Origin of the sequence: Streptomyces sp. NPDC051214 (assembly GCF_040682375.1) — a bacterium.
Classification (GTDB): domain Bacteria; phylum Actinomycetota; class Actinomycetes; order Streptomycetales; family Streptomycetaceae; genus Streptomyces.
In genome coordinates this window covers 777,431-796,979 of sequence record NZ_JBFBAT010000001.1, presented here as the reverse complement: position 1 = coordinate 796,979, position 19,549 = coordinate 777,431, and the positions used below count along the sequence as shown (strand labels likewise).

The 19,549-nt window shown below is 72.1% G+C and carries 18 protein-coding genes; 7 read left to right on the top strand and 11 right to left on the bottom strand.

What is annotated here, in order from left to right:
• Positions 1 to 23 precede the first annotated feature (23 nt).
• Complete coding sequence (locus tag AB0M70_RS03595) at positions 24 to 1,022, top strand: phospholipid scramblase-related protein (protein WP_365815866.1); 999 nt, start codon at positions 24 to 26, stop codon at positions 1,020 to 1,022.
• Between the two features lie 32 nt (positions 1,023 to 1,054).
• Here the strand turns inward: AB0M70_RS03595 and AB0M70_RS03590 are convergent, their stop codons facing one another.
• The gene (locus AB0M70_RS03590) at positions 1,055 to 1,981 is read right to left on the bottom strand and encodes a DMT family transporter (RefSeq protein WP_365815864.1); all 927 of its coding nucleotides are present in this window, start codon (positions 1,979 to 1,981) and stop codon (positions 1,055 to 1,057) included.
• Entirely contained in the window at positions 1,978 to 2,790 is an 813-nt protein-coding gene (locus AB0M70_RS03585) for a phosphatase PAP2 family protein (RefSeq protein ID WP_365815862.1), read from the bottom strand. Before AB0M70_RS03585 ends, AB0M70_RS03590 begins: the two co-directional genes overlap by 4 nt.
• 189 nt (positions 2,791 to 2,979) lie before the next feature.
• On the opposite strand from AB0M70_RS03585, the gene AB0M70_RS03580 reads away from it, so the two are divergent.
• Positions 2,980 to 3,615, top strand: coding sequence for a TetR/AcrR family transcriptional regulator C-terminal ligand-binding domain-containing protein (locus AB0M70_RS03580; RefSeq protein ID WP_365815860.1), 636 nt, complete (start codon positions 2,980 to 2,982; stop codon positions 3,613 to 3,615).
• A gap of 162 nt (positions 3,616 to 3,777) precedes the next feature.
• On the opposite strand, the gene AB0M70_RS03575 is transcribed toward AB0M70_RS03580, so the two are convergent.
• Positions 3,778 to 4,761, bottom strand: a complete 984-nt coding sequence (locus AB0M70_RS03575; RefSeq protein ID WP_365815858.1) for a DUF2510 domain-containing protein — start codon at positions 4,759 to 4,761, stop codon at positions 3,778 to 3,780.
• A gap of 98 nt (positions 4,762 to 4,859) precedes the next feature.
• Positions 4,860 to 6,029: an anhydro-N-acetylmuramic acid kinase gene (locus AB0M70_RS03570; RefSeq protein WP_365815856.1), complete on the bottom strand. Its 1,170-nt coding sequence runs from the start codon at positions 6,027 to 6,029 to the stop codon at positions 4,860 to 4,862.
• A 306-nt stretch (positions 6,030 to 6,335) separates the two neighbouring features.
• Here AB0M70_RS03570 and AB0M70_RS03565 point away from each other — a divergent pair, with 306 nt between their 5' ends.
• Positions 6,336 to 7,127, top strand: a complete 792-nt coding sequence (locus AB0M70_RS03565; protein ID WP_365815854.1) for a hypothetical protein — start codon at positions 6,336 to 6,338, stop codon at positions 7,125 to 7,127.
• A gap of 37 nt (positions 7,128 to 7,164) precedes the next feature.
• Here the strand turns inward: AB0M70_RS03565 and AB0M70_RS03560 are convergent, their stop codons facing one another.
• The 3 genes from AB0M70_RS03560 to AB0M70_RS03550 are packed head-to-tail and all read right to left on the bottom strand — an operon-like array spanning position 7,165 to position 10,127.
• Positions 7,165 to 7,902, bottom strand: a complete 738-nt coding sequence (locus AB0M70_RS03560) for a VOC family protein (protein ID WP_365815852.1) — start codon at positions 7,900 to 7,902, stop codon at positions 7,165 to 7,167.
• Between the two features lie 42 nt (positions 7,903 to 7,944).
• On the bottom strand, positions 7,945 to 8,949 hold the full coding sequence (locus tag AB0M70_RS03555) for an acyl-CoA dehydrogenase family protein (protein WP_365815850.1): 1,005 nt from the start codon (positions 8,947 to 8,949) through the stop codon (positions 7,945 to 7,947).
• Entirely contained in the window at positions 8,949 to 10,127 is a 1,179-nt protein-coding gene (locus AB0M70_RS03550; protein ID WP_365815848.1) for an acyl-CoA dehydrogenase family protein, read from the bottom strand. Before AB0M70_RS03550 ends, AB0M70_RS03555 begins: the two co-directional genes overlap by 1 nt.
• A 107-nt stretch (positions 10,128 to 10,234) precedes the next feature.
• On the opposite strand from AB0M70_RS03550, the gene AB0M70_RS03545 reads away from it, so the two are divergent.
• From AB0M70_RS03545 to AB0M70_RS03530, 4 genes are all read left to right on the top strand, one after another.
• On the top strand, positions 10,235 to 11,017 hold the full coding sequence (locus AB0M70_RS03545) for an SDR family oxidoreductase (protein ID WP_365815846.1): 783 nt from the start codon (positions 10,235 to 10,237) through the stop codon (positions 11,015 to 11,017).
• 15 nt (positions 11,018 to 11,032) lie between these two features.
• Positions 11,033 to 11,665, top strand: a complete 633-nt coding sequence (locus AB0M70_RS03540) for a TetR/AcrR family transcriptional regulator (RefSeq protein WP_365815844.1) — start codon at positions 11,033 to 11,035, stop codon at positions 11,663 to 11,665.
• Positions 11,666 to 11,722: 57 nt separating this feature from the next.
• The gene (locus AB0M70_RS03535; protein ID WP_365815842.1) at positions 11,723 to 12,880 is read left to right on the top strand and encodes an acetyl-CoA C-acetyltransferase; all 1,158 of its coding nucleotides are present in this window, start codon (positions 11,723 to 11,725) and stop codon (positions 12,878 to 12,880) included.
• Between the two features lie 129 nt (positions 12,881 to 13,009).
• Positions 13,010 to 15,658, top strand: coding sequence for an AAA family ATPase (locus AB0M70_RS03530; RefSeq protein ID WP_365815840.1), 2,649 nt, complete (start codon positions 13,010 to 13,012; stop codon positions 15,656 to 15,658).
• Between the two features lie 382 nt (positions 15,659 to 16,040).
• Here AB0M70_RS03530 and AB0M70_RS03525 read toward each other — a convergent pair whose 3' ends face one another.
• From AB0M70_RS03525 to AB0M70_RS03510, 4 genes are read right to left on the bottom strand one after another with little or no spacing between them, the layout of a single operon-like run.
• The gene (locus AB0M70_RS03525; RefSeq protein ID WP_365816299.1) at positions 16,041 to 17,081 is read right to left on the bottom strand and encodes a nitronate monooxygenase; all 1,041 of its coding nucleotides are present in this window, start codon (positions 17,079 to 17,081) and stop codon (positions 16,041 to 16,043) included.
• A gap of 17 nt (positions 17,082 to 17,098) precedes the next feature.
• Positions 17,099 to 17,896 (bottom strand): CoA-transferase, encoded by a 798-nt coding sequence (locus AB0M70_RS03520; protein ID WP_365815838.1) that lies wholly within the window; start codon positions 17,894 to 17,896, stop codon positions 17,099 to 17,101.
• A complete protein-coding gene (locus tag AB0M70_RS03515) occupies positions 17,893 to 18,756 on the bottom strand; it encodes a CoA-transferase (protein WP_365815836.1) in 864 nt (287 codons plus the stop codon). The genes AB0M70_RS03520 and AB0M70_RS03515 overlap by 4 nt, the downstream gene beginning before the upstream one ends.
• Positions 18,753 to 19,520: an enoyl-CoA hydratase family protein gene (locus AB0M70_RS03510; RefSeq protein WP_365815834.1), complete on the bottom strand. Its 768-nt coding sequence runs from the start codon at positions 19,518 to 19,520 to the stop codon at positions 18,753 to 18,755. The genes AB0M70_RS03515 and AB0M70_RS03510 overlap by 4 nt, the downstream gene beginning before the upstream one ends.
• Positions 19,521 to 19,549: the final 29 nt, after the last annotated feature.

The window sequence follows — 19,549 nt, the reverse complement described above, 5'->3', positions numbered from 1 at the left end:
CATGTGCGGGGTAGTGTGCCCGGGTGACGACGCAATCGAACACTCCTGCAGGTTGGTATCCGGACCCTCAGGGCGCGCCCCAGCTGCTGCGCTGGTGGGACGGTTCCCAGTGGACCCAGCACACCAACCCGGGCCCGCAGACCGGCGGTGAGCAGGCGCAGGCCCAGCAGGCGCAGCCTCAGCAGGTCCCGCAGCAGGCGCACGCGGCGGCTCAGCAGCAGCCGGCCCAGCAGCAGGCGCAGCCCGCGTACGGTCAGCCGCAGGCTCAATTCGGCCAGCAGCAAGGGCAGTTCGCCCAGCAGGCGGCCCAGCAGCAGGCCCACTACGGCCACCCCCAGCAGGGGGCCCCGCAGGCCGACCCGGCCAAGGTGCAGCGGCAGGTCCAGCAGCAGGCGGGCGTCACGCCCACGTCGCAGGGCGGCGGCACGCTCTTCACCGAGCCGGTCCTGGTCGTGAACCAGAAGGCCAAGCTCATCGAGCTGACGAACGAGTACAGCGTGATGGACCAGGCGGGCAACACGCTCGGCTCGGTCGTGCAGGTCGGTCAGAGCACGCTGAAGAAGGTCGCGCGCTTCGTCTCCAGCGTCGACCAGTTCATGACGCACAAGCTCGAGATCCGTGACGCGTACGGCCAGCCGGTGCTCAACCTGACCCGCCCCCGCAAGTTCATGAAGTCGCGGGTCATCGTCGAGCGCGCGGACGGCCAGCCGATCGGTGAGATCGTCCAGCAGAACATGATCGGGAAGATCAACTTCGCGATCATGGTGAACGGTCAGCAGGCCGGCGCGATCAAGGCCGAGAACTGGCGCGCCTGGAACTTCTCGATCGTCGACCACGCGGACAACGAGGTCGCCCGGATCACGAAGACCTGGGAAGGCCTCGCCAAGACGATGTTCACGACCGCGGACAACTACGTCCTGCAGATCCACTACCAGCTGCCCGAGCCGCTCCTGAGCCTCGTCGTGGCGACGGCGTTGACGGTCGACACGGCCCTGAAGCAGGACTCGCGCGGCCTCGGGTGAGGACAGTTCCCCGCGCCCCTGACGGGGCTGCCTCAGTGGCGTGACAGATGCAGCGCGGCGGGTTCGGTCTGTCCGGGTATGGAGGGCAGGAAGTCCTGTGGGGACAACTCCGAAGGTGCCTCCGAGGGCGCTCCGCCCCGTGGTGAGCGGGTCAGGACCAGCACTCCGTACGCGGCGATCGCCGCGCCCCCGACCGCCAGGAAGACCCCGGCCACGCCTCCCTGCAGCCGCTCGCCGAGCAGGGTGAGACCGATGCCGGCGGCGGCCACCGGGTTGGCCAGGGTGACGACGGCCAGGGGCGCCCCGAGGCCCCCGCGATACGCGGTCTGGGACAGCAGGAGACCGCCCACGGCGAACGCGGCGACGAGCAGCGCCACGACGATCACCTGCGGGCTGAGCAGCGGACCCGAGCGGTCCGTCGCGGCGACCGTCACGGTCTGGGTGAGCGCGGACGCGACGCCCGAGGCGAACCCGGAAGCGGTCGCGTGACGCAGCCCCGGCCGCGTACCGGGGCGGGAGAGCACGCCGATCACGGCCATCGTGACGCCCGCGACGGCCAGTGCCTCCGTCAGGGTCAGTGTGTCGTCGGGCGCGGGCCCCGAAGCGGTGAGGAGCAGGGCGCCGAGACCGATGAGCGTGAGCCCGGTGCCACGCCACTCCGGCGGGGTGACGCGCCGCCCCGCCAGGCGGGCGCCCAGCGGCACGGCCGCGACCAGGGTGAGCGCGCCGAGCGGCTGCACCAGGGTGAGCGGACCGTATTTCAGGGCCGCCACGTGAAGCAGCGCCGCGGACGCGTTGAGCCCGACCGACGACCACCAGGGACCGCTGCCGAGCAGCCGCAGGAAGCCGGTGCCGGAGTCCGCGACGCGGGTGGCGAGGCGTTCCTGGGCCACGGCGGCACAGGCGTACGCGGCGGCCGAGACGAGCGAGAGCGCGACGGCGAGGAGGGTGGCGTTCATCGGCGGGCCCCGGGAGCGGCCAGCTCACGCGTCGGCGCGTACCTCCGCACGACACGCGAGCGCGCGGGATCCGGCAGCTTGATCACGGCGAGCGCGATGCCGAGCAGCGCGGTCACCACGAGGGCGTCGAGCCAGTAGTGGTTGGCGGTCCCGACGACCACGAGCAGGGTGATCAGCGGGTGCAGCAGCCACAGCCAGCGCCACCGTGAGGAGGTCGCGACGGTGAGCCCGACGGCGAGCATCAGCGCCCACCCGAAGTGCAGGGACGGCATCGCGGCGAACTGGTTCGCCATCGAGTCGGTCTGCGGGCTCGCGCCGTACACGCTCGGCCCGTACACCTGCCCGGTGTCCACGAGGCCGGTCGCCTCCAGCATCCGGGGCGGCGCCAGCGGGAAGGTCAGATGCAGCACGAGGGCCGCCGCGGTCAGCGCAGCCAGCACCCGGCGGCTCCACACGTAGTGCCGGGGCCTGCGCAGGTAGAGCCAGACCAGGAAGAGCGCGGTGGCCGGGAAGTGCACGGTCGCGTAGTAGGTGTTCGCGATGTGCACCAGGGTGTCGCTGCCGAGCAGCGCGTTCTGTACGGCGCCCTCGCCCGGCAGGTGCAGGGTGCGTTCGGCGTCCCACACGTGGTGGGCGTTGCGGAAGGCCTCGCCGGTGTGACCGTTGGCCAGCTGCCTGCCGAATTTGTAGACGAGGAAGAGTCCTACGACGAGGAGGAGCTCGCGGACGAGGGGCGGTCGGGCAGATGTGTCCGGCTCCCGGACGGCTATGTCCGGTTTCCCTTCGGCAGGCTCGGTTCGGGATTTCATCCCCCGGCCCCTTTACGTGACGACTGGGTGGTGCGGGTAGTGAGTGGTCAAGCGCCTCGCGCAGTCGTGGAGCGCCGCACTCATCGATACGCCAGTGTACCGATACGCCAGTGTACCGATACGCGGCCGTACCGGTACACTGGCGTATCGATAGGGTCGGTCGAAGCCGCCGCATCGAGGAGAAGAGTCATGACGTCGCCGGACCGGGCAGCAGAAGCAGGCACGACGGACCCCACGGGCTCATCGCGCCGCTCCAAGATCACGCCCGAGCGCGAGCAGGAGTTCTACGAGGCCGTCCTCGACCAGCTCCGCGAGTGCGGGTACGACGCCGTGACCATGGAGGGCGTGGCCGCGAGCACCCGGTGCAGCAAGTCCACGCTCTACCGCCAGTGGAAGACGAAGCCCCAGTTCGTGGCCGCCGCGCTGCGCGCCAACCGCTGCGTACGGTTCGCGGGCATCGACACCGGCACGCTCGCCGGTGACCTGCGCGAGGCGGCGCGGGCCGCGGGGGAGTGGTCGACCCGGGACAGCATGCTGGTCCAGGCCCTGAGCCATGCGGTGCTCCAGGACGAGGATCTGCGCAGCGCGCTGCGTGAAGCGCTGGTCGAGCCGGAGACGAGGGCACTCGACGAAGTGATCGAGCGCGGGGTGGCCCGGGGTGAGATCGCCGCGGACCATCCGGCCACCAGATTCATCACGGCTCAGCTCATGGGCGTGGTCCGGGCCCGGCCCGTCCTCGAGGGCAAGCAGGCGGACGAGGAGTATCTGTCCGACTTCGTGGAGGCGTGTGTGCTGCCCGCTCTGGGGCTGACCGGAGCCACCTGATCGTGGACCGGGGCCTGCTGGATGACGGGCCCCGATCTGCCTGGCGCGCCGCACCGTGGGGACGGGGGTGGCGTGGCCGCTCTTGGCCGGGCGGGCGGAATCCTCGTGGTTCCGCCCGCCCGGCTCTGACGTTCCCGGGGCCCGTCGGACCTTCGGGGCCGGTCAGACTTCCTGGCCGTTGCCGCCCCCGCCGGGCGCGGCCTTGATCCCCTTGGTGATCTCGTCCATGACGGACAGCTTCGGCGACTTGTCGTTCACGTCGATGCCGAACCGGACGATGACGATCTTCGACTTCAGGGTGGGAGAGGGGAAGGCCAGCGACTGGACGTACCCGTCGTCGCTCTTCTCGGTGACGGCCTTCCAGCGCACGAGGTAGCCCTTCTGGCCGGCCACGGTGACCGCCTTGGACTCCAGCTCCTTGTGCGAGGTGATCTTGCCGTAGGTCTTGCCGCCGTACGACTCCTTGGCGTTGACGGAGATGTCGGCCTTGGCGGCCGCCTCCGCCGTCTTGGCGTCGATCTTGAACCTTTCGGCGGGCCCCGAGTACGCGCCGCCGCGGGTGCAGGTCTTGTCGGTGTCCCGGGGGCAGGGGTAGGGCCCGGTCGTCACCGAGGCACCGCCGCCGGCGGACTGGCCGGTCCAGTCGTCGGGCACGGGAAGACTGATGCCGCTGAAGATGTCGGTGGCGTACCCCTCTTCGCTGGGCGGCGCGCCGGACGGTCCGCCCGGGGGCTCCGACGACTCCGGGGCCTTCGGCTCCTGGGGTGCGCCGGGCTTCGACGGCGCGGAGGAGGGAGTCTTGGCGGCGCTGTCGCTGTCCCCGTCGCCGTCGTCGGAGGTCAGGAAGTACACGCCCCCGCCGATGCCCGCCAGGACGGCCACGGCCACGCCGATGGCTATGCCTGTGCGCAGGCCGCGGCGGGGGGTGGGCTGGCCCGGATAGGCGGGATAGTTGGGGTATGCGGTCGGGGCACCGGGCGGATAAGCCGGAGGGGACGCGGGCGGCGCACCACCAAATCCGGCGGCGGCTCCCACCGCACGTACCTGGTCCGTCCATGTGCTCCCGTCCCACCAGCGTTCGGTACGGGGGCCGTCAGTCGTCTGGCCGGGGTCGGGGTACCAGCCGGGAGGGGTTACCTGGGTCATGGGCGTCAGGGTATGAGCATTCGGTGAAAGTGGGATGAGAGGGGGCCTCTACGGAGGTCACCGTTCGGCCGCCGTACTCCCGGGAGAAAGGGGCGAGTTCACCGCTCCCGCCCGTCCACCACCAACCGCACCGGGCCGCCGCCCTCGGGAGCGGGCACCCGCACACCGGCCCGGCCCGGCGTGATCGACCCCAGCACGCTCGCGTGCCGCGCCCCCGTGCTCTCCGGCACCGTCCCCGGCAGCCCGTGCGCCGTCAGGAAACCGAGGACCGCGAAGGCGTACGCCTCCTTCGCCGCGGACGGCAGACCGAGCTCGTCGGACGTGCGCACCGGGACCTTGTCCCCCAACTCGGCGCGCAGGAACGCCATCAGCGTCGGGTTGCGGGTGCCGCCGCCGGAGGCGATGACCTCGGAGGCGTCCACTGACCTGACGGCGTCGGCGACCGTGCGGGCGGTCAGGAGGGTGAGCGTGGCGATGACGTCCTGCGGGGCGAGCGTCTCGTACCCGGCGAGCGCCGCCCGCAGATAGGGCAGATGGAAGAGCTCCTTGCCGGTGGTCTTCGGGGCGGGGCGCGCGTAGTACGGCTCGCGGAGCAGGACCGCGAGCAGCCCCTCGTCGACGGTGCCGCGCGCGGCCATCTCGCCGTCCATGTCGTACGTGAGCCGTTCCCGGGTCAGCTCGCGCACGGCGGCGTCGATGAGTGCGTTCGCGGGGCCCGTGTCGAAGGCGGTGCCGTCCGCGGCGGTGATGTTGGCGATGCCGCCGAGGTTCAGGGCGGCGGGGGCGCCGGGCCTGCCGCGCAGCCACATTCGGTCGACGATGCTGACCAGGGGCGCGCCCTGGCCGCCCGCGGCGATGTCGCGGGGGCGGAAGTCGGCGACCACCGGGAGGCCCGTAGCCTCGGCGATCCATGCGGGCTGCCCGATCTGCAGCGTGCCGTGCACCTGGCCGTCCGCCACCCAGTGATAGACCGTCTGGCCGTGCGACGCGACCAACTCGGCGCGTCCGTCGCACAGTTCGCGGTCCGCCTCGGCCGCCGCGGTGGCGAAGGCCTGACCGATGCGGGTGTCGAGGCGGCACACGTCCGCCAGCGTGGTGGCGGCGGGCGGCAGCGCGGCGGCGAGCGTCGTCCGCAGCTCCTCGTCGTACCCGCGGGTGATCAGACCCAGCGGGGAGAGCAGCAGGCGGTCGCCGTCGATCGTCAGGTCGGCCGCCGCCGCGTCGATGGCGTCGTACGAAGTCCCCGACATGAGCCCGATTACGCGCACGTGCTGCCCCTTTCACCGTCCTCACCAGTGCGTTTTGATCATTGCAGCGAAGACGGGGCGAGCGCACTCGCACGTACGATCCAGTTCAGGCCATCGACGCAGAGGGAGGGGCGACTTGTCCATGTCCACCACGGGTTCGCCCGGTCCGCGCCGGGGGGTGCGCCGCACGAACCTCACCCGAACCGACGGCACCTGGAACGGCCTGCTCCTGGAAGTGAGCGGCCCCGGCCCGGACTGTGCCCTTGGATCGCCGGCAACCGTCTGCTCCTGACGCAAGGGGCGACCGCGGATCCGCTGCTGCTGGCCGTGGTGGCCCCGGACCGCGACGGCGTCGACTTCTACCGTACCGCTCGCCACCGCCCCCCGGCCCCACCCCTGCGCGCACACATGGCCCGCGCCTTCGAGGGCTCACCGGAGCGCTGGGCCCACCACTTCGCGGCCTTGCTCACGACGTCACCCGACAGCCCCCTGCACGACGGGCGTTGGGTGCTGTCCCCGGACCCGCCGCTGCGCCTGCGCCCGAACCATCCTCAGGGCGAGTCACCGGGGGAGTACTGGCGCTCGCTCCTCGTCGAGGGTGATCCCGACGGGTACATCGAGTGGTTCATCCACAACGGCTCGTGGGAGATTCTTCCGCTGCGGGCGATGCCCGACGCCGACGACCCCAGGGTCAAGGCCTACCGCAAGCAGGCGCGGGACGGCGTCCTGCCGCCCGTCCTGCTCTGGTGGGTGAGCGGCCTCGACTGCCACCTGGTCCTTGACGGGCACGCCCGGCTGGCAGCGGCGATCGCCGAATCCGTGGAGCCGGCGGTCCTGGAACTGCAACGCACTGTTCCTCAGGACGAGGTGGACTCCGGCACGGAGCAGGCCGTGGCGACGTACGAGACGGAGCTCGAGCGGTTCACCGCGCTGCGTGCCGCGCAGGGCCCGCGCGTCCCCGACGGCGCCGAGTTCGCGGGACCGGCCCTCGCCCGCCGCCTCGACGAACTGCGTACGGCCCACCGCCCCACGTGGGCCTGGCCGCTCCCGGGCGGAGTGCGGGAGTGGGACAGGATCGCCCGGGAGCAGGTGGGCGAGGGGGGCTGGGAGTACGGGTGACGGAGCGTACGGGTGACGGGGCGCGCGGGGCTTCGCGTCAGCGCAGGGAGAGGACGCAGAAATCGTTGCCCTCCGGGTCGGCGAGGCACGTCCACGGGACGTCGCCCTGGCCGACGTCGGCGTCGGTGGCGCCCAGGGCCCGCAGCCGCGCCACCTCCGCCGCCTTGTCGTCACCCTTGTAGGGCGCCACGTCGAGGTGGGCGCGGCTCACCACGGTCCTCTCGCCGGACGTGCGGATGAACTCCAGATAGGGGCCCACCCCCTTGGACGAACGCATCCGGGCGAGATCGTCGGACACCTCGTGCAGGGTCCAGTCCATCGCCTCGTCCCAGAACCGGGCCATGGCCCGCGGGTCGGCGCAGTCGACCACGATGGCGGCGACCGGCCCGGTGTCCCGGTAGAGCTCCCGAGGCTCCAGCACACAGAACACATTGCCCTCCGGGTCGGCCATGACCGTCCATGGGACGTCGCCCTGGCCCACGTCGGCGTGCGTCGCGCCGAGATCCTGCAAACGCGCGACCAGTTCCGCCTTGTGGGCCTCGGAGGTGGTGGCGAGGTCCATGTGCACGCGGTACTTCACCGTCTCGGGGTCCGGGACGACGACGACATCCACGCAGATGGCGGAGGGGTCCGGCCAGGCGACGCCCTCGGGTTCGACGTTCGTGACGCCGGGGCCCTCGCTGGAGATGCCCCAGCCGAGCGCCTGCGCCCAGAACCGTCCGAGCGCCCATTCGTCCCGGGCCTTGAAATTCACGTTCACGAGTCGCAACGGCATGTTGTCGATCATATGCACGGGCGGATGACGCGTGGCCGGAATTCAGTCCCCGGGCCGGCCGGCCCCCCGGGCCTCGGACAGCACCAGCCGCCGGCACTCGCCGGGGCTGCCCCACGCCCCGCGCAGCGCCCGCGCCTTCATCAGCCACAGCGACAGGTCGTACTCCGCGGTGTACCCGATGGCGCCGTGGAGTTGGAGTGCCGCCCGCGCGGCGCCGTACGCGGCTTCGCTCGCCGCCACCTTTGCCGCGGCTATGTCCGCCGTCTCCAGGGTCAGCGCCGCCCCGAACACGAGGGGCCGGGCGAACTCAAGGCCCATCAAGACGTCCGCAAGGCGGTGCTTGACCGCCTGGAAGCCGCCGATCGGCGTCCCGAACTGGGTGCGCTGCTTGACGTACGCCACCGTCCTGTCGAGCAGCGCGAGCCCGACACCCAGGGCCTGCGCCGCCGTCGCCAGCGAGGCCCAGTCGGCCGCGTACCGGGAAGCCTCCGTCACCGACGGGCCCGAGGCGAGCAGTTCGCCGGGGCCGAGCCGGGCGAGGCGCCGCGCCGGGTCCAGCGACCGCTGCACGCGCGCGTGCCCGGAGGCCAGGCGCAACTCGCCGTCCCCGGCGGCCAGCCGCAGCGTCGCCGCGTCCGCGTCCAGTGCGAACGGCCCCCCTTCGGGGAGCGCGAGCGTCGTGATGGCCTCCCCGGAGGCCACGGACGCAAGGAGCCGCTTGGCGGGGGCCGCATCGCCCAGTTCGGCGAGGCGGGTGAGCAGCGCGCCCGCCGCCACCGTCTCGACCACCGGCCCCGGCACCGCGTGCCGCCCCAACTCGACGAAGGACACAGCCATTTCCACCGGGAGCGGCCCCACGCCCTCGTACTCCTCGGGGACGGCCAGGGCGAACACGCCCGCGTCCGCGAGGCGGCTCCACACGGCATGCCCCGGTGCGTGGTCCCCGGCGGCCCACGCCCGCGCGGCCGCCGGGGTGTCCGCCGCGGTCAGCATCGCGTCGAGCGTGCGGGCGAACGCGCGCTGCTCGTCGTCCAGGAGGAACCTCATCAGCGGCGTCCCTTCGGCAGTCCGAGCAGCCGCTCGGCGATGATGTCGCGCTGGATCTCGTTCGTGCCCGCGTAGATCGGTCCGGCGAGCGAGAAGACATACCCCTCGGCCCACTCGCCGCCGTCCGTCAACTCGCCCTCGGCGCCCAGGAGATCGAGTGCGGTCTCGTGCAGCGCGATGTCGTACTCCGACCAGAAGACCTTGTTCAGGCTCGACTCCGCGCCGATCGTCTCGCCGGCGGCGAAGCGCGAGGCGTTGGCCCAGGTGAAGAGCTGGTAGGCGCGGGCCCCGATCACGGCGTCGGCGACCCGGTCGCGCAGCGCGGTGTCGGCGGGATCGCCGTGTGTGCGCCACTGCCCGACCAGGCGGTCCGCCGCGGCGACGAAGCGGCCGGGGGAGCGCAGGGTCAGACCGCGTTCGTTGCTCGTCGTCGACATGGCGATCCGCCAGCCCTGGCCCGGCTCGCCGATCACGTCCTCGTCCGGCACGAAGACGTCGTCGAGGAAGAGCTCGGCGAACGCGGGCTTGCCGTCGAGGCGTCCGATGGGGCGCACGCTCACGCCGTCCGCGTCGAGCGGGAACATCAGGTAGGTCAGGCCGCGGTGCGGCTTGGCGGAGTCGGTGGCGGAACCGTCCGTGGAGCTGCCTGCGGGGCCGCTGCGGAACAAGCCGAAGGCGCGGTCGGCGAACGCGGCCCGGGACGACCAGGTCTTCTGTCCGCTGATCAGCCAGCCCCCGTCCGTGCGGCGGGCGGTGGAGCGCAGCGAGGCCAGGTCCGAGCCCGACTCCGGCTCGGACCAGGCCTGCGCCCAGATCACCTCGCCGCTCGCCATCGGGGGCAGCACGCGGGCGCGCTGCTCCTCGGTGCCGAAGTCGAAGAGGGTCGGCGCGAGGAGGTTGATGCCGTTCTGCGAGACCCGGCCGGGGGCGCCCGCGGCGAAGTACTCCTCCTCGAACACCAGCCACTTGACGATGTCGACGCCCTGCCCGCCGTACTCCTCGGGCCAGGAGACCACCGACCAGCGAGCGGCCGCGAGCTCGCTCTCCCAGGCGCGGTGGGCCGCGAAACCCTCGCGGGTCTCGAGCGACGGCAGGGGCTCGGCGGGTACGTGCGCGGCGAGCCAGTCACGCGCCCGCCGCCTGAACTCCTCTTCCCCGGCGGTGAAGTCGAGGTCCATCAGTGGCCACCTACCTTCCCTAACAAGTGTTTGGTAGATTACCCTGGGATCGAGCCCGTCGTCGAGAGCGTGTCGGCGAGTCAGTCGAGAGTCGAGGGAGGCCGAGCATGGACGCACCCACGTATGTGCCGGGGCACGGTCTGCTCGCGGGCCGCACCGCCGTCATCACCGCCGCGGCCGGAGCGGGCATCGGCGGCGCCACCGCCCGCCGCTTCCTGGAGGAGGGCGCGCGCCTCGTCATCGGCGACGCGCACCCGCGCCGCACGAAGGAGACGGTGGAGGCGCTGGCCGCGGAGTTCGGCGGGGGACGGGTCGAGGGGACATCCTGCGACGTCACGGACGAAGCCCAGGTCCAGGGGTTGTACGACCTGGCCGAGCAGTGCCACGGCGGTCTGGACATCGTCGTGAACAACGCGGGACTCGGCGGCACGGCCGAGCTCACCGAGATGACCGACGAGCAGTGGGACAGAGTCATCGACGTCACGCTGAACGGCACGTTCCGCTCCACCAGAGCCGCCCTGCGCCGCATGCGTGCCGCCGACCGCGGCGGCGTGATCGTGAACAACGCCTCGGTGCTCGGCTGGCGCGCCCAGGCCGGCCAGGCGCACTACGCCGCGGCGAAGGCGGGCGTCATGGCCCTCACCCGCTGCGCCGCCGTCGAGGCCGCGCCCCACGGCATACGGATCAACGCGGTCTCGCCCAGCCTCGCCATGCACCCGCACCTGGCGAAGGTCACCTCGCCGGAGCTGCTCGAAGAGCTGACCGCGCGCGAGGCGTTCGGGCGCCATGCCGAGCCCTGGGAGATAGCCAACGTCATCGTCTTCCTGGCCAGTGAGTACTCCTCGTACATGACGGGGGAGACGGTCTCGGTCAGCAACCAGCACGCCTAGGCGGAGAATGACCGTGTGTCGAAACAGAAGCAGAACAGCACCACGAAGAAGAAGGCCCCCGTGAGCTCGCCCGAGCGCCGCAGCGAGCTCCTCGCCATCGCGGCCGACGTCTTCGCCGAGCAGGGGTACAACGCGACCACGGTCCGCAAGATCGCCGACTCCGCGGGCATGCTCGCCGGCAGCCTCTATTACCACTTCGACTCCAAGGAGTCGATGCTGGAGGAGATCCTCTCCACCTTCCTCACCGAGCTGTGGGACGGGTACGACACCGTGCTCCAGTCGCGGCTCGGCCCCCGCGAGACCCTGGAGGCGCTCGTCACCGAGTCCTTCCGGGAGATCGACCGGCACCGCGCGGCCGTCGCGATCTACCAGAAGGAATCCAGGCACCTGGTCGCACAGGCGCGCTTCCAGTACCTGACCGACTCGCAGCAGCGCTTCGAGAAGACATGGCTGACGACGCTGGAGCGCGGCGTCGCGGAGGGCGTCTTCCGGGACGACCTGGACATCCGGCTCGCCTACCGCTTCGTGCGCGACACCGTCTGGGTCGCCGCGTCCTGGTATCGCCCCGGCGGCGGCCACAGCCCCGAGGAGATCGCCCGCCAGTACCTCTCGATGGTCCTGGACGGCATCGCCGTACGCACCACGTAGAGCGCGCGTCGTCACCCGGCGACCGCACCGACCGAGGAGCACGAGGAGTACGCAGTCATGGCCGAGGCCTACATCGTCGAAGCGGTCCGCACCCCCGTCGGCCGGCGCAAGGGCGGCCTCGCGGCCGTCCACCCCGCCGACCTGGGAGCCCATGTCCTGAAGGCACTCGTCGAGCGCACCGGCGTCGACCCCGCAGCCGTCGAGGACGTCGTCTTCGGCTGCCTGGACACGGTCGGCCCGCAGGCCGGGGACATCGCCCGCACCTCCTGGCTCGCTGCGGGGCTGCCCGAAGAGGTGCCCGGCGTGACGATCGACCGGCAGTGCGGTTCCTCGCAGCAGGCCGTGCACTTCGCCGCGCAAGGCGTCCTGTCCGGCACACAGGACCTCGTCGTCGCGGGCGGCACACAGAACATGTCGATGATCCCCATCGCCTTCGCCTCCCGGCAGGCCGCCGAACCGCTCGGCCTCACCGAAGGCCCGTACGCGGGCAGCGAGGGCTGGCGCGCCCGCTACGGGGACCGGCCCGTCAACCAGTTCCACGGCGCCCAGCTGATCGCCGAGAAGTGGGGCATCACCCGCCGCGACATGGAGGAGTTCGCCCTCCGCTCGCACCGACGGGCCGTCCGCGCGATCGACGAGGGCCGCTTCGACCGCGAACTCACCCCCTACGGGGACGTGACCACCGACGAGGGCCCGCGCCGCGACACGACACTGGAGAAGATGGCGGGCCTCAAGCCCGTCCTGGACGACGGCACCATCACCGCCGCCTGCTCCTCACAGGTGTCGGACGGCGCCGCCGCCATGCTCGTCGCCAGTGAAAGGGCCGTGCGGGAACACGGGTTGACGCCCCGCGCCCGCATCCACCACCTCTCCGTGCGCGGCGAGGACCCGATCCGGATGCTGTCCGCGCCGATCCCCGCCACCGCGTACGCCCTCAAGAAGACCGGCATGAGCATCGGCGACATCGACCTCGTCGAGATCAACGAAGCGTTCGCGCCGGTCGTCCTCGCCTGGTTGAAGGAGACCGGCGCAGACCCGGAGAGGGTCAATGTCAACGGCGGCGCGATAGCCCTCGGCCATCCCCTCGGCGCGACGGGCGTCAAACTGATGACGACGCTCCTGCACGAACTGGAGCGCACCGGCGGCCGGTTCGGCCTGCAGACCATGTGCGAGGGCGGCGGCCAGGCGAACGTGACCATCATCGAGCGCCTCTGACGGCGTCCAGCTTCGGGCTCGACCTTCACCCCTTGCGGGAGTTGCTGCCCGGACCCCCCACCGTGAGGCCTTCTACCCGGCTAGTCTCGATGTCTGTACGTCGATTGAGCGACCTCGGGAGGTAGCGCGATGACGCAGGGACGGCCCGGAGGCGCCGCCTGGGCCCCGCTGTGGGAGCGCGACGCGGAACTCGCCGCTGCCGCGAGGGCGGTCGACGAGCTGTGCTCCGACTCGACCACGGCGGGCGGGCTGCTCGTCTTCCAGGGCGAGGCGGGCATCGGCAAGACGGCGCTCCTCGCCGAGGTGCGCCGTATCGCGGAGGGGCGGGCCGTGGTGTGGTCCGCGCGGGGCGGCGAGACCGTCACCTCCGTCCCCTTCAACGTCGTACGCCAGTTGCTGCAGCCGGCTCTCGTCGGTCTCTCCCCGGAACTGGCACGCGAGTATCTCGGCGACTGGTACGAGATCGCGGGCCCCGCCCTTGGCATAGCCGAGCCGACCGGTGTCCAGGCCGACCCGCAAGGCGTGTGCGACGGCCTGGTCGAGGCGGTCGTACGCCTTTCGGGACTGCACTGGCCGCTGGTCCTGCTCATCGACGACGCGCACTGGGCCGACCAGGAGACCCTGCACTGGCTGGCCGCGTTCGCCCAGCGCCTCGACGAACTGCCCGTGCTCGTGGTGGTCGCCCACCGGCCCGACGACGCCACCGGCGACAGCGCGCGCCACCTCGCGGCGGTCGGCGCCGCGGCCCGCCCGCTGCCCCCGCTGCGCGCGCTCACCCCGGACGCGGCCGCCGGCCTCACCCGCGCCACCCTCGGCGAGCACGCGGACGCCCCGTTCTGCCGCGAGGTCTGGGCCGTCACGGGCGGCAACCCGTACGAATCCGTGGAACTGCTCGCCAAGGTGCAGGACAGCGAGCTGGACCCGGTGGAGGGCTCCGCCGCCGAACTGCGCGCCCTGAACCGCTCGGCGCGCGGCCGTGGACTGGTCGCCCGTCTCGAAGGACTCGGCACGGACGTCACGCGGTTCGCGTGGGCCGCCGCGATCCTGGGCACCGCCATCCCGCTGGACCTCGCCGCCTCACTCGCCGGGATGACCCGCGAGACGGCCGAGCGGTGCGCGGAGCGGCTGCGCACCGCGCGCATCCTGCTCGGCGCCGACGAGGGCCTGGAGTTCGTCCATCCGCTGATCGCGAGCACCGTCTACCGCTCGATCCCGCCGGCCACCCGCACCGCGTTCCACGGCCAGGCCGCCTGGGCCGTCACGCTGTCGGGCCGCGGCGCCGCCGCCGCGTCCCGGCACCTCCTCGAGGTGCATCCGGACGACGACCCCGAGTTGGTCAAGCAGTTGCGTGAAGCGGCGGCCGAGCACCTCGCGGTCGGCGCGCCGGACGCCGCCCGCCGCTGCCTCGAACGGGCCCTGCGGGAGCCTCCGCTGCCCGAGACCCACGCGCGCGTGCTCTACGAACTGGGTTGCGCCACCCTCCTCACCTCGCCCGCCACGACCATCGGTCACCTGCGCGAGGCCCTGCACACGCCGGGGCTCGACCGGAAGCTGCGCGTGGACGCGGTCTGCCGCCTCTCCCAAGCCCTCGTGCACAACGACCAGTTGGAGGAGGCCCTGCGCGTCGTGGACGCCGAGGCCGAGCGGCTTGCCCCCGGACCCGACCGGATGCGTCTGGAGGGGGTCCACTACATGTGGGAGGGCATCCACGCGCGTGAGGACGACGCGACGGGCCGCTCGCGCCGCCTCGCCGCGCTCGCCCGGCCGCTGCCGGGGCGCGACAACTCCGAGCGCGCCCTGCTGATCCTGCGCGCCTTCGACGCCATGACCCGCGGGGAGAACGCGGAGGAGGTCGTCGAGCTCTGCGACCGTTCCCTCGTCAACGGCCGTCTCGCGCCCGGACTCGGCTGGACGGACACGGAGTGGGGCTTCGAGCTCCTGACGATGCTGGGCGGCTCCTACATCTTCACCGACCGCCTCGACCGCGCCGAGAGCGTCTTCGCCGAAGGGGTGCGTGCCTATGAGGCCGCGGGCTGGAGCGGCGGTCATCTGGCGGTCGCCAAGGCCTGGTTGGGCCTGGTGTACCGCAGGCGCGGGCGTCTCGCCGAGGCGGAGGCGTCGCTGCGGGAGAGCCTCCGGCTCACCGACCGTGTCGGCAGCGGGCTGCCGATGCACTGGGACGCCGCGTGCAAGCTCATCGACGTGCTGCTCTCGCGCGGCAAGACCGACGAGGCCCGGGAGGCCGCCGATCGGTACGGCATCGCGCCGCCCTACCCCTCCACGATCTTCCTGCCCGACATCCACTACGTGCGCGGCCGCCTGCTGATCGCTTCCGGGCAACGGCCGGAGGGCATCAACGAACTGGAAGTGGCCGCGAAGACGGCGAACGAACGCGGCTGCTACAACAGCGTCGTCAACCCCTGGGCGTACGAACTGGCGCAGGCGGTCGCCGGCGAGGACCCGCGGCGGGCCGCCGACCTGGTGGCCGAGGCGCGGGTGCAGGCGGAGCGATTCGGGACGGAGACGGCGATCGGCGAGGCGCTGCGGTTCGCGGCGTCACTGGAGAGCGGCCAGCGGGCGGTCGAACTGCACGCACGAGCCGTCGCCTGCCTGGAGGCATCCCCGTGCGCCTACGAACACGCGGTCGCCCGCGTCGAGTACGGCATCGCGGCAGGCTCCGCAAGCGAACTCTCCCGCGGCCTGGCCCTGGCCGAATCGTGCGGGGCGGCGGGCTTGGTCGCCCGAGCACGGGCTTCCCTGGAGGTGGCGAGGGTCTGAGCGGGGGTGCCCGGGGCCGACTCCGGGACGACCACTCCCGCGAAGCCTGCCCGAGGTCGCAGGGCCTGGGCACGGATGCGGCCTTCTGTGCCGCGCTGGTGCGGGGGGGTGGTGTCTTCGGTCTGGCCAGCAGCCGCCGTCCGGCACCTTCGGTACGCGCTCCGTGCACCTCCTGGCACCTATGCCCTGGTGGGCATGCCCCGTCCACAGCCCGCCCCGGGGCTCTGAGGGTGGGGAGGTGGTGCGGCCTTCCGTGCGTGCCGCGCATACCGCCCTGGACCTGCGCTACGGCGCGCCCGCGCCCGGGGAGTCAGGCACTGGCGGCGGCGGGATCGGGCAGGCCCCGCCGCAGGCAACCGCCAGCCCGCCTCAAGTACCCCGCTCAGCTCAGTCGCCTTACCACCGCCGCTGCCTCCGTCATTACCTCCGTGATCAGCTCCTCGCACGACGGCAGGTTTTCGATTACGCCCGCCACCTGGCCGGAGGCCATGATTCCGGTCTCCGGGGAGCCGTCCACCATCGCTGACTTCAGCATCATCGGCGTGTTGGCGGCGAGCAGGGTCTGGCTCCACGTCAGTTGCTTGCCGTGGCGCATCGTGAGGCCGTCGCGGATCATCTCCCGCCACCCCAGGCCGGACATCTTCCGGAACGCCGCCGCGTGCCGCACGGCCCGTGCGAGGGATGCCGTCCGGCCCGACTTCTCCAGGGCCGCGACGAAGTCCGTCCGCAGCATGCGGTGGGGGAGGCCGTCCACGCGCGTGGTCACCGTGACGTCCTTGACCGACGCGGCCAGGTAGCGGGCCTTGACCGCGTCCGGCACCGTCGAGTCCGACGTCAGCAGGAAGCGCGTGCCCATCGCGACGCCCGCCGCGCCATAGGCGAGCGCGGCGACGAGCCCCCGGCCGTCGAAGAAGCCGCCCGCCGCGACCACCGGAAGGTCCACCGCGTCCACGACCTGCGGCAACAGCACGGTCGTGGCGACCTCCCCCGTGTGCCCGCCGCCCTCGCCGCCCTGCACGATCACCGCGTCCGCGCCCCATGCCGCGACCTTCTCGGCGTGCCGGCGCGCGCCGATGGACGGGATGACGACCACCCCGGCGTCCTTCAGCTCCGCGATCAGCTCCTTCGAGGGGGCGAGCGCGAAGGACGCGACCCGCACCCCCTCGTCGACGATGATCCGCACCCGCTCCCGCGCATCGCCCGCGTCGGCGCGGAGGTTGACCCCGAAGGGCTCGTCCGTACGGGACTTGACCTCGCGGACGGCGGAACGCAACTGGTCGACCGTCATCGTCGCGGAGGCCAGGATGCCGAGGGCGCCCGCGTTCGCCGTCGCGGAGACCAGGCGCGGGCCCGCCACCCACCCCATGCCGGTCTGCACGATCGGATGCCGGACCCCGACCAGCTTGGTCAGCGCCGTCTCCATGCTCGCCGGGGGCGCCGTCACGAACGGACCTCGCGCTCGCGCAGCCCGCGCGGGTCCACCACGTCCCGGATCAGCCGGAGCTCCTCCGTGGTGGGCTCGCGGGTGGAGGGGACGTCGTCCGCCGTCGCGAGCGCGAAACCGGTCGCCTCCCGCACCTGCTCCACCGTCACGCCCGGATGCAGGGACACCAGCCGCATCGCGTGGTCCGCCGCCCCGAAGTCGAAGACGCCGAGATTCGACACGACCCGGCGCAGGTCGTGGAAGCGGGTCGCGGACGGCCCGGCTGCCGCCGCGCTGTCGTATCCCACACCGCTGATCATGTCGACCTTCTCCACGAAGACACGCTTCGAGTGGCGCGGAAGCCAGTAACTCACGGGATTGTTGAGGGTGTTGACCGGCGCGCCGCGCACGCCGAGCAGCTGGCGCTTGGGCCGCTCCCAGTCGCCGATGCAGGAGATGTTCTGGTTCCCGAAGCGATCGATCTGGCTCGCGCCCATCATCACGTGACGCCTGCCGCCCATGACCATCGTCAAGTGCTTCCTGTACGGCAACCAGCCCTCCGTCACCGCCGAGGGCGTCCCCACGGCGGGCACATCCCCGATCAGCAGCGCCTCCCCGTCTGTGAGCAGCAGGTCCGGCGAGAACGTCAGCTTGGCCAGGCGGGCGGCGATCGAGGGGATCGTGCCCATCGGCGACGCGAGGATCTCGCCCGCGTCCCGCCAGGCCTCGGCGCAGGCGATCACGCAGTACTCGGCGCGGGTGACGGTGGCCTCCCCGGCCGCACCGGCCGTGGCCGTCGGGTCGGTCCGCGTCATCGCTGCTCCTTGTGCCAGGTCTGGACGGCCGACTGATAGTCCTGCTCGGTGCCCGCGAGGAACCGGTCCTCGAATTCCTTCCAGGCGTCCGGGTCGGCGGCGGCCGCCGCGTACGCCTTCTGGAAGGGCTCGTCACGGCCGTAGTCCGGGACGCACGACGTGAAGTGCGCGCCGTTGGGTGTCTCGGTCACGCCCGTCACCGCGTGCCGGGAGATCAGCATCGTCTGTGGCGCCGACTGCCCGGTGAGCTCGCTCGACTCGACGATCCGCTCGCACGACACGTACGCCGTGTCGGCCGCCTCGCAGAACAAGTCGTCGAAGTACGGGTCGGGGCCCAAGTACTGGGCGTTGCCCAGGCGGTCCGCGCGGTTCAGGTGCACCAGGGCCGCGTCCATCCGCAGGGCGGGCACGGCGACCAGTTCCTCGCCGTCCTCGTACGGCGAAGTGACCGTACGCAGGTGGGGATTGACCCGCAGGACGTCCGAGCCGAGCCCCGCGCGGATCGGCAGGAAGGGCAGCCGCTGGACACCGGCATTCAGGCCCTGCATGAACATCGCCTCGTCCAGCTCGACCAGTTCGAAGGCGCCACGCTCGCGTGCCGCGCGGAAATGCGGCTCCAGGGGAATCGAGTCGAGGGTGGTGAACGCCGTGACCAGCTTGCGGATCTTCCCCGCGGCGGCGAGCAGACCGATGTCCGGGCCGCCGTACGACACGACCGTGAGGTCCGTGATCCCGGACCGGAGCAGGGCCCGCACCAGGGCCATGGGCTTGCGGCGCGACCCCCAGCCGCCGATGCCGAGCGTCATGCCGCTGCGCAGCCGTCCCACGATCGCGTCGGGCGTCATGGTCTTGTCCGTCATGCCCTGCCCTCCTCCTTCTCTCCGGGCCCTGTCCCGAAGTCCTCACGGATGCGGTCGGCCAGGCCGCTCAGGTTCGCCTCGAAGGTGAAGCCCTGCTCGAAGCGGTAGCTCCGGTGGACGTCCACGGGGTCGATGCCGTTGATCGCGGCCTTCGCGAACCGCAGCAGCGTCCCGTCCTTCTGCGCGATCTCGCGCGCCAACTCCAGTGCTGCGTCCCGCAGTTCCGCGCGCGGGACGACCCGCCACACGGAGCCGTGCGCGTGCAGCTCCGCAGCCGTGGCCGTGCGCGAGGTGTAGTACAAGGCCCGCATCAAATGCTGCGGCACCAGGCGCGCGAGATGCGTGGCCGCGCCGAGCGCGCCCCGGTCGAGTTCGGGCAGGCCGAAGGTGGCGTCCTCGCTCGCCACGATCGCGTCCGCGTTGCCCGCCAGGCCGATGCCGCCGCCCAGACAGAAGCCGTTCACCGCCGCCACGACCGGGACCTCGCACTCGTACACCGCCGAGAACGCCTCGTAGCAACCGCGGTTGGCGCCTATCAGGGCGCTGTGGCCGCTGTCGCGCTGCATCTCCTTGATGTCCACGCCCGCGTTGAAACCGCGGCCCTCGGCGGCGAGGACGACGCAGCGCGTCCCGGAGTCGCGGCCCGCCGCGCGCACCGCGGCCGCCAGGTCGAACCACCCCTGCACGGGCAGGGCGTTGACGGGCGGGAAGTCGACGGTGACGACGGCCACGCCCTTGTCCGGGGTGGAGGTGGAGACAGACATCAGAGGATCCGCTACCTTTCAACCAGGCC